The sequence below is a fragment of the Yoonia sp. SDW83-1 genome, assembly GCF_046762885.1.
Taxonomy (GTDB): Bacteria; Pseudomonadota; Alphaproteobacteria; order Rhodobacterales; family Rhodobacteraceae; genus Yoonia.
In genome coordinates this window covers 187,301-201,280 of sequence record NZ_JBKQXO010000009.1, presented here as the reverse complement: position 1 = coordinate 201,280, position 13,980 = coordinate 187,301, and the positions used below count along the sequence as shown (strand labels likewise).

Sequence of the window (13,980 nt, the reverse complement as noted above, 5' to 3'; positions counted from 1 at the left end):
CACGGCTGAACGGCGGCACCTATGGTGTCGCCGTTTCTATGTGCACTGCCCGCAACGACGTCATTTTGCGGCGTTATGACAAAACCTTCATGCACCTGTCATAAAACTGTCATCTTGGCGAAAGGCGCATGCCATTCGGCCCGATTATCTCTTCATCAAAACAAACGCGGCTGGTCGGGCGGTTCCCGGCGCACCGCAAGACATGAAGAGTGGAATGATGACTGATTTTCTGGACCCTGGCGTCGTGATCCGCTTCGCGATCAATCTCTCCGCAATGACCGTTCTTATCTATGCGCTGTTCTACCCGCGCTACCGGGACAAGGAACTGGCAACCGCCGCATCGCTGTTCAACATCTTCGCGTTCGGGGTGCTGTCAATCCTCGGCTCTGTAGAATTCTCACTGGCTGCCGGTTTTGGCCTCTTCGCTATTCTGGCTCTCTTTACGCTCCGGTCCGAACAGATCAGCAAGATCGAGATTACCTATTTCTTCGGGTCGGTCGCCCTCGCTGTGATTTGTTCGATCCAGGGCACGACGCTGCCATTTGTAATCGTCGTGGTCGCGCTGGTGCTGCTGGGGGCCTTTGTCTTTGACCACCCCCGAATCCTCAAATCCGTCGATGGAATCAAGATTACGCTGGACAAGATCGAACATGACGCCCTGTCGGACCCGCAGAAAATGCGCACCGACCTGTCGGCAAGGCTGGGGGTCGAGGTGATGAGCTATCAGATTACGGCGCTCAACTACATCACCGATATGGCCCAGATCAACGTCTACTACCGCAAATAAACAAGGGAGAAACGACCATGGACTCGCGAATTGCAGAATGTCTGTCGACCTTCGATACGATCTCACTCGATGGGCTGAATTGCAAAGCCGCCATGCTGGAACGGCTGGACAACAAATACATCGTCCCCGCAGTACGGCTGGTGCCGGTCTTCACGCAGTTTGGTGAGTTGTTTGACGTGCTTGAAATCGAGGGTAAGCGGGCGTTCACCTATGCCACCAACTATTTCGATAATGAAGCCGCGCAATCCTACAACGACCACCATCAGGGGCGGCGCAAACGCTGCAAGGTCCGGATCCGGCACTATATCGACGCCGGGTTCAGCTATCTTGAGGTCAAACTCAAGGATACCCGCAATGTCACCGTCAAAAGGCGGCTCAAACTGCCGCAATTCGCTGACGGGCTCTGCGAGGAAAGCCGCGCCTTCATCGATACCTGCCATACCGATCTTTACGGTGTCCCGCTGGGACGCGACCTGCAACCGGTCATCGGGATGGAATACGAACGGATCACTCTTGTCGCCAAAGAAGGGGGCGAACGGATGACAATCGACACAAGGTTGCAGTTTCGCGCGGCCAATGTGGAACGGGATGCATCCGCCGATATGTTCATTCTCGAAACCAAATCGGCGCGTGGCAACGGGATCGCCGACAAGATCCTGCGCAGCCATCACCTGCACCCCACGCGCAAATGCTCGAAATACTGCATCGGGATGGCCGCGCTTGGTCAGGTGCAGCGGCACAACCTGTTCTTGCCCGCGATCCGGAAACTCGCGCTGATGGAGCAGCCCTTGCGTTTCGCCACAAAAGCTCGGCTCACAGCATAGGGCGGTGCAATGCTGGTGACCCCGGCAGGATTCGAACCTGCAACCTGCCCCTTAGGAGGGGGCTGCTCTATCCAGTTGAGCCACGGGGCCACGCTAGATCATTCAATGCCCACCTTTGGGCATCTGGTCAACGGGCCAAAGGGCCGCTAACAATGACGGAACGAACAGCAGGATCGCCCCTTGACCCGACAGATCAAACGCCCGCTCACGCTCCGCGATGTTTCCGAAGCCTCGGGGGTCAGTGAAATGACGGTCAGCCGGGTATTGCGCAACAAGGGCGATGTGAGCGAGGCGACGCGCCAGAAGGTCCAGGATGCGGCCAAGCGGCTGGGCTATGTACCCAACAAGATCGCAGGCGCGCTTGCGTCCCAACGGGTCAATCTGGTGGCTGTGATCATCCCGTCACTCGGCAACATGGTATTCCCAGAAGTCTTGTCAGGCATATCGGAAACGCTGGAGGATACCGAACTGCAGCCGGTCGTCGGTGTGACTGACTATATGCCCGAGAAAGAAGAAAAGGTCCTGTTCGAGATGCTGTCCTGGCGGCCGTCAGGCGTGATCATTGCCGGGCTGGAACATTCCGATGCCTCTCAGGCGATGCTGCGTCAGTCGGGCATTCCCGTGGTTGAAATCATGGATATCGACGGCGAACCCATTGACGCCTGCGTGGGCATTTCACACCGGCGGGCGGGCCGGATCATGGCCGAGGAAATCATCACCGCCGGGTACAAGCGCATCGGTTTCATGGGCACCAAGATGCCGCTGGATCACCGGGCACGCAAACGGTTCGAAGGGTTCACCCGGACACTGGCCAAAGCCGGGATCGAGATTGCCGATCAGGAGTTCTATTCAGGCGGATCGGCCCTTGCCAAGGGCCGCGAAATGACAGCCAAGATGATCGAACGGACCCCGGACCTCGACTTTCTTTACTACTCGAACGACATGATTGGGGCGGGCGGGTTGCTCTACCTTCTGGAGAAGGGTGTTGATGTGCCCGGTCAGATCGGGTTGGCCGGGTTCAACGGGGTCGAGCTGTTGGACGGCTTGCCAAAACGACTGGCCACGATGGATGCCTGTCGGCGGGAAATCGGCGTCAAGGCGGCCCAGATCATTGCTGCGCGAAACGCAGGCGAAACGATGTCAGATGACCGGATCGTCAAGCTGGAGCCAAAGCTGCAGCCGGGCGATACGCTGCGCTGCAACTAGGGCGCGTCACGCCTTTGCAGCATTCAATCAGATGCGAGCCGGACTCTGCGGAGCTTGCATAGGGCGGTCGCAATTCGCTATACAAAACATATGTTTAACGTCATCCTTTCCATATTGATTAAGATTTTACGAAACGCGGGATTTGGCCGCAAAATCTGGTAGAACACACCTCCTGTGTGTTGATTGAGTAGACGGGTGAAAGATGGCGACCGAACGTACGGCCCCTTTGGATCAGATGATCGAGTTTGTGATGGAAGAGATGTTGTCCGGCAACACCCAACGCAAACAGGCAATGGTGCGCAATCTGGCGGAACGCTGGCCGGACCAGCCCGCTTTGGCACTGGTCTATGCGGTCACCTCCGCGACCGAAGCGATCGAAGACAGCTTTCGCGAAACCGCGACCGAGGATCCGGTCATCCCGCTTGGCTACAGGCTGTCGGCCCTGATTTCGGCAGATGTGCATGCCGTCCAATCCATGGGCCAGACACCATCTGTCGCTGAGGACTTGCTGCATTTCTGGCGGCGCGTCGATCCGCAGTTCCTGCGACTGCAGTAAGGCTACATAGTCTGCGAATACCTGAGGGTCGCCAACCTTCCGTCTGCAAGACTGGTAACTGCATGTTCCAACCAAGCGTCGGAATCCGCCTTATGGTACAACTTCAAGTGTAGGTCTTCGCAAAGAGCAGACGTCACCGGCACTACGCGGCCACCGAACAAACAGTATCGCTTCACCTCTGATCTCCGCCCTGTTCAGGGCGTCCGGCAGATCGCTGAGCGTGCAACTGACAGCAACCTGCCCCAGACGCTGGGCCTTGGCTACCACCTGCACATCCACGGGCGCAGAACCATGTGTCTTCTCCAACTGACTGACAATCTGCGGTGCGGCGCCAACAGCCATATACAGCGCAATGCAGGTGCCAGGTTTCAGGTCCATGATCGGGTCAGGCACAACATATCCATGTTGCCGATGTCCCGTTGTCAGAACCAGCGTGTCAATGTTACCGCGTTCCGTCAGGCTTTCCCCCACGCTTGCCGCCGCAGCGCAGGCTGCGGTGACGCCAGGGACGATTTCGAACGGAATGCCGCTGGCTTTGAGCGCTTCTGTCTCTTCTGTGGTGCGACCGAAGATACCCGGATCGCCGCATTTCAGCCGGACCACCCGCTGCCCCCGCTTTACTGCTGCAACCAAGTTTTGCGTGATTTTCTCTTGCGGCCAGGAATGACAGCCTGGAGCTTTACCAACATAAATGCGTTCCGCATCCCGGCGGGCCAGTTCGAGGATTTCAGGATCAAGTAACCTGTCATAGTAAATGACATCCGCTTCTTGCAGCCGCTGTACCCCGCGCAGGGTGATCAGGTCTTTGGCACCGGGGCCAGCACCGACAATACTGACGCTGCCACCAGTTTTCTGGCCGAACTCGCCAGTCTCAATAGCGGTTTTGATAAGTCTGGCGGCGTCACGTTCTGCACCGCTTGCAAACAGACGACGCGGACTATCATTGAACACCCATCGCCACAGATCACGACGGGTCCGCGGGGCCAGCCGCATTGATGCGGCGTTTCGCAAACGTCCCGCAAGTGCTGCAAGATCACCCAGTCGCGGCTCAAGCATCTCTTCCAGTTTGGTCTTGATTTGGCGGGCTAGGACCGGTGCTGTGCCTTCAGTTCCGATGGCCACAACAACCGGATCGCGATCCACGATCGATGGTGTGATGGCGTCGCAAAGCAGTGGCTGGTCGACGACATTCACAGTCGCACCCGCATCCTTGGCCAGGGCATGCAAGGCCATGTCGATGCCGGGGCAACCGGTGGCAATGAAAACCAGCGCGCAATCGGCAAAACTATTACCCGAAATGCGACCGGTCTGGTGCATGATGCGGCCCGCAGCGGCAAGATCGGCAAGTTCGGCCTCAAGGACAGGTGCCAGAACAATCACCTTGGCCTCTGTTTTCAGGATTAGGCGTGCCTTTTGCGCGGCTTGCTCGCCTCCGCCAACAATAACAACACGGCGACCGGTCATCCGGAGAAACATGGGAAAGGTTTTCATGCGGACATGCTTTCATGTTGGTGGCGGGCATCCCACAGAACCTTGGCCATGTGATGCGCGTCAACCAGCGTTGGTGCGGCTTTGAGCGTCCAAAGCGCCACCGCGGCGGTACCAGTGACAGTGGCGATGGCGAATGGATCATGCTCCGTCCCATACCAGAGCGCTCGCAGATCAATGCCACGGCCCGCGTCGTGCAAGCGGCGGGTATCCTGCAAAATAGGCGCGGCGATTTCCTGGATATGCGCACCATCGCGCAAGCCGAAGACGGTGATCGCCTTGGACGGGTGCCGCTCGAACTCGCCGCCGCCCCCTTTGATGATACTTAGATCACGCTGGCCCAGTAACTCTGCGGCCTGTGCTTGTAAGCCCCGATAGGACGGATGGAAAACGCCTTGCACTGTTGCAGGTGCTTGTGCAGGGTTCCACATGCGAAGCACGGTATTGATACAGGACCGAAGCCCAAGGCTATCCCGCAAATTCAGCAGCGCATGGGCTGCGGGGCTGAGTGTTTCCAAAGCATGGTAGGTGACCGAAGGCCCGGCGATATCCAGCGCCTTGCGGACGCTGGCCCCCGGAGATTGATGCGCATTCTCGCCATGCATCGCAACGCGGTAACCTGCCTGGCCCACCAACCGGGCGGCCAGCAGGAAAAGCGGAGCACCTCGACTGCGCCCGGCCGCATATGAGGGCCAGTCGAGGTCGGCAGATGGAAGTTTCCCATCGACATGGTCCCGCAACGCAGCCGTGAAGCCCGCAATTTCCGCAGGTGTCTCACCCCGCAATCGCATGACCATCAAAAGGGCACCGATCGCTTCGGGGGCCGCTTCACCGTCCAGGATCAGGGTCATCGCCTCTTGCGCCTCTGCCATGGTCATGGCGCGCGCGCGGCCTTTTCCCCGAGCGACGATACGGACAAATGATGCGAGGCTCATTCCGCAGCCATCGGAATCGATGCCTCTGCCAAAAGCGCGGTCAGTTCGGGCTTGCAGGAACCGCAGTTGGTTCCTGCGCATGTGGCCTCGCCTAGAGCGGCGACATCGCGCGCCCCATTTGCCACCGCGGCAAGAAGCGTGTTGCGACCAACATTGAAACATGCGCAGACGGTTGCGCCCACTTCGGGCATATCGGCCGCGCTGCGACCGGCGAGCGCGATCAAGTGCGGTGTGCTAGTTCCGATAAAACTGATGATGGCCGAACGCGACAGGACCACCGGGGTAGTGGCCACGAATAATAGGGCGGTGATCCGGTCGTTTTCCGCGATGGCAACACGTACCGTCCCTGCAGTGGGATCAATCTGGATTGATACATCACCAATCGCCTGTCCTGAAAGTCTACGCGCTTCAGCTTCCCAGCATGCTGGCATTTGGCTACCGGCCAGTTCAACCTGCCATCCGGTTTGCGTGCGGGCGATGGCCGCATAAGGGGTCTGCGGCTTTGGCTGGTTCGCACAGGCAAGAAAGCCATACCATTTGGGTTTATGAAGCGTTGCTGTGACCGGACCGAATTTCAGTGCGGGCTGGCCGGAGATAGGATCAGTCACCGGTGCCGTCAGGCTGTTGACGATGCCAGAGGTCGTGCGCTGACGTGTCCAGTGCATCGGCGCGAATAGCTGGCCCGGTGCCACGCGCGGTGTGACCAGCGCCCGCAGGATTGCGCCGCCATAAATGCTTTCGACGCGGACAAGGGCACCGGCGTTTACCTCAAGCGATGCGGCGTCTTGTGGGTGCATCTCAACATATGGTTCGGCCAGATGTGCCCCCAGCCGCGCGGATTTTCCCGTGCGCGTCATTGTGTGCCACTGGTCGCGATTGCGGCCCGTGTTCAGCGCAAACCCTTGGTGTTTCCGCTGCGGTGCCTTGACCGGGATCATGCGCGCCTTGCCATCAGGGTGGTAAAACCGCCCATCCGAAAAGAACCGATGGCCGTTCTGTGGCCATTGGGTCGGTACCAGACGGGCATAGTCGACATCGACAAAGATGCTCAGATCCAGGTCGCGCGGAAACTGCGATGTGGCCGCATCAAGGGCAATATACTCGGCAAAGACATCGGCCGGTGTCTTGTAAGCAAACGCATGCCCGAAACCCATGCGCGTCGCCACATCGCTGATAATCGCCCAGTCAGAGCGGGCTGATCCGGGTGCTGGCAAAAAGGCCCGTTGGCGTGACAGGCGACGTTCGGAATTGGTGACCGTGCCGTCCTTTTCGCCCCAGCCCGTCGCAGGCAGGCAGACATGGGACAAATCCGTGGTGTCGGTGTTTTCCATAATGTCGGACGTGACAACAAAGGGCACATTTGCGATTGCCGCAGCAACACCCTCGGCATCGGGCAGGGATACCGCCGGGTTGGTGGATATCACCCAAAGCGCCTTGATATCGCCATTCGCGCAGGCCTTGAATAGATCAACGGCCTTCAGCCCAGGCTTTGTGCAAATGGTGGGGCTGTCCCAGAAATCCCGCACCGCCTGCCGGTGATCCGGATTGTCCAGTTCCAGATGGTTGGCGAGCATGTTGGCCAGCCCACCCACCTCACGGCCGCCCATGGCATTTGGTTGGCCGGTGACGGAAAACGGCCCCATACCGGGTTTGCCAATGCGCCCCGTGGCCAGATGACAGTTGAGGATCGCATTCACCTTATCCGTACCGCAGACGGATTGGTTGACGCCCTGTGAATAGACAGTGACGACCTTCGGTGTCGCGGCCCAAAGCCTGTAGAATGCCGCGCGATCCTGCGCGCTTAGGCCGGTATCGGCAAGGTCAGTTTGGTGGGCTGCGGTCAACGCCTCTTGCAGCCCGTTAACGTGACGCGTGATGAATCCATCGTCCAGTTGTCCGTCAGCGGCCAAATGCGCCAGAAGCCCGTTGAACAGGGCGACATCCCCATCAGGAGCAATCTGCAAATGCAGATCGGCAAGGTCGGTCGTCGCGGTGCGGCGCGGATCGATATTGACGACACGCATCTCTGGCCGCGCGTCTTTCGCTGCGGCAATCCGCTGAAACAGGACCGGATGACACCATGCGAGGTTGGATCCGACCAGCACGATCAGGTCCGCCTCTTCAAGGTCCGCATAAGTGCCAGGGACCGTATCGGTGCCAAAGGCACGCTTGTGCCCGGCGACGGAAGATGCCATGCAAAGCCTTGAATTCGTGTCGATATTTGCCGATCCAATGAAGCCTTTCATCAGCTTATTGGCAACATAGTAATCCTCGGTCAGCAACTGACCCGAGGCATAGAATGCCACGCTGTCAGGGCCGTGTTCGGCAATCGCGGCACTGAACTTGTTCGCTACGAGATCAAGCGCTTCATGCCAACTGGCCTGCTGGCCGCCAATCTTGGGATGCAAAAGACGCCCATCAAGGTCAATCGTTTCACCCAACGCGGCCCCCTTCGAACAGAGCCACCCAAAGTTTGCCGGATGATCAGGGTCACCCTTGATCGTGCCGTCAGCCCCGGCAAGGACACCGCAGCCAACGCCGCAATAGGGGCAGGTGGTGCGGGTCAGGTTCATGCCGCCGCCCGTGCACGTAAAAACGACCGGTCCAGCAAAATACGTCCGTTTTCAATGCGGGCAGGATAAGTGGTAACTTGGCCATCATCTTCGCCCTGCGCCTGCCCGGTTTCGAGCGAGATTACCCAGTTATGCAGCGGGCAGGTGACCGATTTGCCATGCACGATCCCTTCGGCCAAGGGGCCTGCCCTATGCGGACAGGCGTTATTCAACGCAAAGATTTCGTCCTCAGCGGTTCGAAAGACCGCAACACAGCCGTCGGACGTTTTGACCACCCGCGCGCCCCGCTGCGGGATGTCATCAAGGGCCGCAATATCAATCCAATTGGTCATTCCGCCGCCTCCAGCGCAAGGTTTGCAAGCGGCTGATAGCTTTCCGCCTTGTCCGCGGCATGTTCCGCCCAGGGGTCCTTGCGATAGATCGACTGGCTCAGCTCAAAGCGGTCAACCAAGGCCTGTCGCGTCTGCAGGTTGCCGATTTGCTCCTTGATCCACTCAAGCCCGACCTTGCCCATCCATTTGTAGATGCGGTCGAGATATTTGGCATGCTCGCGATAAAGCTGCGTGACCGCCTTGATAACGGCGATCACTTCATCCTCGGTCGCAACCTGCACCAGCAGCTCGGTTTCCTTGACATCCATGCCAGCGGCCCCGCCGATACTGACTTGATATCCGGAATCCACACAAACGACGCCGATATCCTTGCAAGTCGCCTCTGCACAATTGCGCGGGCAGCCCGAGACGGCGAGCTTCAGCTTGTGCGGTGTCCAGGACCCCCAAAGCGTCTTTTCCAGCTTGATACCCAGACCGGTGCTGTCCTGCGTGCCAAAGCGGCAATGATCGGTCCCGACACAGGTTTTGACCGTCCGAAGCCCCTTGGAATAGGCATGACCCGACACCATGCCAGCCGCGTTCAGATCAGCCCAGATATGTGGTAGGTCCTCACTCTGCACGCCCAGCAGGTCAATGCGCTGACCGCCCGTGACCTTAACCGTAGGCACCGCGTATTTGTCTGCCGCATCGGCAATCGCGCGCAATTCATCCGGTGTGGTGATACCGCCCCACATACGCGGCACCACGCTGAATGTGCCGTCCTTTTGGATATTCGCATGCTTACGTTCGTTGACAAAGCGGCTTTGGGGGTCGTCGGCATACTCCAGCGGCCAATCCGCCAACAGATAGAAATTCAACGCCGGTCGGCACACGTGACAGCCGCAGGATGTTTTCCACCCGCATTCCTGCCAGACAGCTGGCATCGATTTCAGCCCACGCGACTTGATCATGCGCCGCACGTCTTCATGGGTCATATCGGTACAGGCGCAGATGGATTGCGCGGCAGGCATGACAAAATCATCGCCCAGTGTCACCGCCAGCACCTGTTCGACCAGCCCGGTACATGTCCCGCAGGACCCCGATGCCTTGGTGGTTGCCCGCACAGCGCCCAGATCAGTGGCGCCCGCCGCGATGGCGTCTTCGATTTGCCCTTTGCAGATACCGTTGCAGCCACAGATCTCCGCGTCACGCGGTAAGGCTGCAACAGCTGCTAAAGGGTCCAGGGGGGTCCCCCCCTGATAGGCTGGGCCAAAGATCAGCGTGTCGCGCATATCCGAAATATCGGTCTTGTCTTTGATCAGGCCAAAGAACCAGTTGCTGTCGGCGGTATCGCCATACATCACCGCCCCAATCAGCACGTCATCATCAATGACAAGCCTGCGGTAGACGCCGCGCGCCGGATCGCGGAAAACGATATCCTCGCGCCCGTCCCCATCCGCGAAATCGCCCGCGCTGAACAGGTCGCAGCCAGTGACCTTCAGCTTGGTGGCCAGTTCCTTGACCACAAAGGCATTCGGTTCATCCACCAAACTGTCAGCCACGACCTTGGCCTGATCGTAAAGAGGTGCGACCAGGCCAAAGAGATGACCGTCAAACTCGACGCATTCGCCCACGGCATATATATCCGGATCAGAGGTCTGCATCTGTGCGTTCACCTCGATGCCGCGCGCAACCTCCAACCCAGCATCGGTGGCCAGACGGGTTTCAGGGCGGATCCCTACGGCCATGACGACCAGTTCGGCCTCAAGCCCGGTATTGTCTTCCAGCATCACACCTTCGACATGGGCTTCACCCAAAATCGCCGCGGTCGAAGCCCGGCAGATGATCCTGACCCCCTTGTTTTGCAGGTCACGGCGCAACAGGAACCCGGCACTTTCATCAAGCTGCCGCTCCATCAGATGGCCCATCAGGTGCAATACGGTCACCTCCATACCGCGTTCGGCGAGGCCTGCAGCCGCTTCCAACCCCAGAAGACCACCGCCAATAACCACGGCCTTGCCTCCCTTGGCGGCGGCATCAATCATTGCATTGGTGTCATCCAGATCGCGATAGGTGATCACACCGGGCAGGTCTTTACCCTGCACCGGAATGATAAACGGGGCAGAGCCGGTGGCGATCAAGAGCTTGTCGTAAGCAACGGTGCCGTTCTGACCGGTGACAGTTTTGGCCTCCCGATCAATCGCCGTCACATGCTCGCCAAACCGGCAGGTCACGCCGTTTGCTTGGTACCAATCGACGTCATGGGTCACGATCTCATCATAGGTCTTTTCGCCCGACAGAACCGGCGACAGCATGATGCGGTTGTAGTTCCCGCGTGCTTCGGCGTTGAACAGGGTTACGTCATAGCCGGCGCCCGCTTCGAACAGATGTTCGAGCACACGGCCCGAAGCCATGCCAGCGCCAATGACAACAAGTTTCTGGGTCATGTCCTACTCCGCTGCAATCGCGTTGGGTTTCGGCTTCGGTGTCCTGCCAGAGGTGGGCGATTTAGGCGCATTGCCGTGTTCGTACTCTTCAAGGAAATCCAGAACCTCCTGCCGGTATGCATAATAGTCAGGATGTTCGAGCAGCGCCTTGCGGGTGCGGGGTCGCGGGAGGTCGACATCTGTGATCTTGCCGATGGTCGCCTGTGGGCCGTTGGTCATCATGACAACGCGATCGGCCAGCAAAATCGCCTCGTCCACATCATGCGTGACGCAGATGGCAGTCACTTTAGTCCGCGACCAGACCTCCATCAGAACTTCCTGCAGTTCCCACCGGGTGAGGCTGTCGAGCATGCCAAAGGGTTCATCCAGCAAAAGCAGTTTCGGCGACAGGGCAAAGGCCCGCGCGATGCCGACGCGCTGTTTCATACCGTTGGACAGGTCCGCCGCACTCTTGTCCATCGCGTCAGCCAAACCGACGCGTTCTAGATAGTATTCAACCACATCCTGCCGTTCGGCGCGGGACGCGCGGGGGTAAACCTTGTCTACCCCGATCGCCACGTTTTCCTTGGCCGTGAGCCATGGAAACAGATTAGGTGATTGGAACACAACAGCACGTTCGGGATTAGCCCCTTCTACATGGCGGCCGTCGAGTTTGATTGCCCCTTTGCTGATTTCATTCAGGCCCGCAGCCATAGTCAGAACCGTGGATTTGCCGCAGCCGGAATGGCCTATCAGGCTGATAAATTCGCCCTTGTTGATCTTCAGATCGAAGTTTTCGACCACTGTCAGCGGCCCTTTGGGCGTTGGATACACTTTGTCGAGCTGCGAAAAATCAAGGAACCGGTTTTCGATCATCCCTTCCTGTGACTTGGCCACGGCGGCAGGCACCCCGTGGATCGGTGTCACATCCGGCAGCAGTCGCGTCCCTTCAACCTTCGCCTCGATCCCCACATCCACCAGATAAGTGGTCACATCCGCGCGCAAACGCTTGAACGTCTCATTATGGTTCATCGCAATGCGGTCACGCGGACGCGGGATGCTGACCTTGAATTCCTCACCCAGCGTCCCATCCGGGTTCAATGCGATGATGCGGTCAGCAAGGATGATCGCCTCATCCACATCGTTGGTGATCAGCACGCAGGTTTTCCTATCGGCTTCCCAGATATGCTCGATCTCATCGGCCAAATTGGCGCGGGTCAGCGCATCCAGCGCGGAAAGCGGTTCATCCAGCAGCAGGACTTCCGGGTTCATCGCCAGCGCGCGGGCTACGTTAACACGTTGGCGCATACCGCCCGAAAGTTCCGCAGGGCGGCGTGTCGCGGCGTGGCTGAGGCCCACCATCTTGACGTAATGGGCGACCTTCTCTGCCCGCTCCGCTTTGGTCAGTTTGGGAAAGACCGTATCAACCGCCAGCCCCACATTGCCGCTGACCGTCAGCCACGGCATCAGCGAATAGCTTTGAAAGATCACCCCCCGCTCCGGTCCCGGTTCGGTGATCGGCGCGCCCTTGAATGTGGCGCTGCCCTTAGTGGATGTATCGAGCCCGGCGAGCATGTTGATGAGGGTCGTTTTGCCGGTGCCAGAGAAGCCGAGCAGAACAAGGAACTCCCCCTCCGCCACTTCAAGGTTGATGTCCTTAAGAACGGCAGTGGCGTGGATACCCTCGCCGAAGCTTTTGGAAACGTTATCAAGTTTCAGAATGCTCATGCCGCTCACCGGTTATTCGTGAAGGTGAAAAGCGACTGGAGCGCGTACATGATCCGGTCGAGGATGAAGCCGATGATCCCGATGGTCAACACGGCCACCATGATCCGGGCCAGTGATTGCGACGATCCGTTCTGGAACTCATCCCAGACGAATTTGCCAAGGCCCGGGTTCTGCGCGAGCATCTCGGCCGCGATGAGGACCATCCAACCCACACCGAGCGAGAGGCGCAGCCCCGTGAAAATCAGCGGTAGGGCGGACGGAAGGACGAGCTTTGTGATCTTGGTATAGGTGTTCATTTTTAACACCTTGGAGACATTCACGAGGTCCTTGTCGATGCTCGCGACACCCAATGCAGTGTTGATCAGCGTAGGCCAAAGCGAACACAGGGTGACCGTGATTGCAGAGACGAGAAAGGATTTCGCAAAGAACCCGTCGCTGGCATAGGTGGCCGACACGATCATGGTCACAATGGGCAGCCAGGCCAGTGGCGAGACGGGTTTGAAAATTTGAATCAGCGGGTTCAACGCGGCGTTGGCCGTCGCACTCAACCCCGCCATGATACCCAGCGGAATGGCCACGATAGAGGCCAGTAGAAAGCCGAAGAAGACGGTCTGTATACTAGTCCAGATTTGATCGTAATAGGTTGGCTTTCCGGTATAAACCCGGTCGCGCACCCGGTCGGTATCGCCATTGGCGATATGTTCGGCGTTGCGGGCATCCTGACGTTCGTAAAAGGCGACCTCTTTCTCAGCCTCGCGCAGGGCATCGGCATGCAACGCGCCAACCTGTTCCCAGACCTGAACCGGGCCGGGGACGGCGCCAAGCGATGTCTGCACCTTGGGTGCCAGCGTGCCCCATGCCGATAGGAACAGCCCGATGGCCAGAACAGGCACCCCCAAAAGGCGCCAGATTTCGCCAGCCTGCGCCTTGGGGTTGTCGCCAGCTGCGGCCTTCAGGATCGGGGTCAGCCAGGCAAGGCCTAGGACCTGAAACCATGCATCAGCCTTGTTGATCCGGGTGAAACGGCGGGCGCGGCGTGCTTCGGTGTCGAGTGTATCTGGGTCGATTGCGGTCATCGGATGCCTCAGTTTTTCGCGTAAAGGAAGCGTATGTACGGCCTGTCATTGCCGTACATACGTTATGCAG

The 13,980-nt window shown here is 58.6% G+C and carries 11 protein-coding genes and 1 tRNA gene; 4 read left to right on the top strand and 8 right to left on the bottom strand.

Annotated features, from left to right (window positions below; all coding sequences use genetic code 11):
• Nucleotides 1–217: 217 nt before the first annotated feature.
• Nucleotides 218–787, top strand: coding sequence for a DUF4956 domain-containing protein (locus ACFWW4_RS13590; protein WP_411891348.1), 570 nt, complete (start codon nucleotides 218–220; stop codon nucleotides 785–787).
• Nucleotides 788–804: 17 nt separating this feature from the next.
• A complete protein-coding gene (locus ACFWW4_RS13585; protein ID WP_411891347.1) occupies nucleotides 805–1,611 on the top strand; it encodes a polyphosphate polymerase domain-containing protein in 807 nt (268 codons plus the stop codon).
• A gap of 13 nt (nucleotides 1,612–1,624) precedes the next feature.
• On the opposite strand, the gene ACFWW4_RS13580 is transcribed toward ACFWW4_RS13585, so the two are convergent.
• Nucleotides 1,625–1,701, bottom strand: a tRNA-Arg gene (locus ACFWW4_RS13580).
• Between the two features lie 90 nt (nucleotides 1,702–1,791).
• Between ACFWW4_RS13580 and ACFWW4_RS13575 the strand changes: the two genes are divergently transcribed.
• Complete coding sequence (locus tag ACFWW4_RS13575; RefSeq protein WP_411891346.1) at nucleotides 1,792–2,817, top strand: LacI family DNA-binding transcriptional regulator; 1,026 nt, start codon at nucleotides 1,792–1,794, stop codon at nucleotides 2,815–2,817.
• A 202-nt stretch (nucleotides 2,818–3,019) separates the two neighbouring features.
• Nucleotides 3,020–3,373 (top strand): hypothetical protein, encoded by a 354-nt coding sequence (locus ACFWW4_RS13570; RefSeq protein WP_411891345.1) that lies wholly within the window; start codon nucleotides 3,020–3,022, stop codon nucleotides 3,371–3,373.
• Between the two features lie 90 nt (nucleotides 3,374–3,463).
• Here ACFWW4_RS13570 and cysG read toward each other — a convergent pair whose 3' ends face one another.
• The 7 genes from cysG to ACFWW4_RS13535 are packed head-to-tail and all read right to left on the bottom strand — an operon-like array spanning nucleotide 3,464 to nucleotide 13,910.
• The gene (gene cysG / locus ACFWW4_RS13565) at nucleotides 3,464–4,864 is read right to left on the bottom strand and encodes a siroheme synthase CysG (protein ID WP_411891344.1); all 1,401 of its coding nucleotides are present in this window, start codon (nucleotides 4,862–4,864) and stop codon (nucleotides 3,464–3,466) included.
• Nucleotides 4,861–5,796, bottom strand: coding sequence for a glycosyl transferase family 3 (locus tag ACFWW4_RS13560; RefSeq protein ID WP_411891343.1), 936 nt, complete (start codon nucleotides 5,794–5,796; stop codon nucleotides 4,861–4,863). Before ACFWW4_RS13560 ends, cysG begins: the two co-directional genes overlap by 4 nt.
• On the bottom strand, nucleotides 5,793–8,369 hold the full coding sequence (locus ACFWW4_RS13555; protein ID WP_411891342.1) for a molybdopterin-dependent oxidoreductase: 2,577 nt from the start codon (nucleotides 8,367–8,369) through the stop codon (nucleotides 5,793–5,795). The genes ACFWW4_RS13560 and ACFWW4_RS13555 overlap by 4 nt, the downstream gene beginning before the upstream one ends.
• Nucleotides 8,366–8,701 (bottom strand): nitrite reductase small subunit NirD, encoded by a 336-nt coding sequence (gene nirD / locus ACFWW4_RS13550; protein WP_411891341.1) that lies wholly within the window; start codon nucleotides 8,699–8,701, stop codon nucleotides 8,366–8,368. Before nirD ends, ACFWW4_RS13555 begins: the two co-directional genes overlap by 4 nt.
• Nucleotides 8,698–11,127 (bottom strand): nitrite reductase large subunit NirB, encoded by a 2,430-nt coding sequence (gene nirB / locus ACFWW4_RS13545; RefSeq protein ID WP_411891340.1) that lies wholly within the window; start codon nucleotides 11,125–11,127, stop codon nucleotides 8,698–8,700. The genes nirD and nirB overlap by 4 nt, the downstream gene beginning before the upstream one ends.
• 3 nt (nucleotides 11,128–11,130) lie before the next feature.
• Nucleotides 11,131–12,834 (bottom strand): ABC transporter ATP-binding protein, encoded by a 1,704-nt coding sequence (locus tag ACFWW4_RS13540; RefSeq protein ID WP_411891339.1) that lies wholly within the window; start codon nucleotides 12,832–12,834, stop codon nucleotides 11,131–11,133.
• Between the two features lie 5 nt (nucleotides 12,835–12,839).
• Nucleotides 12,840–13,910, bottom strand: coding sequence for an ABC transporter permease (locus ACFWW4_RS13535; protein ID WP_411891338.1), 1,071 nt, complete (start codon nucleotides 13,908–13,910; stop codon nucleotides 12,840–12,842).
• Between the last annotated feature and the right edge of the window lie 70 nt (nucleotides 13,911–13,980).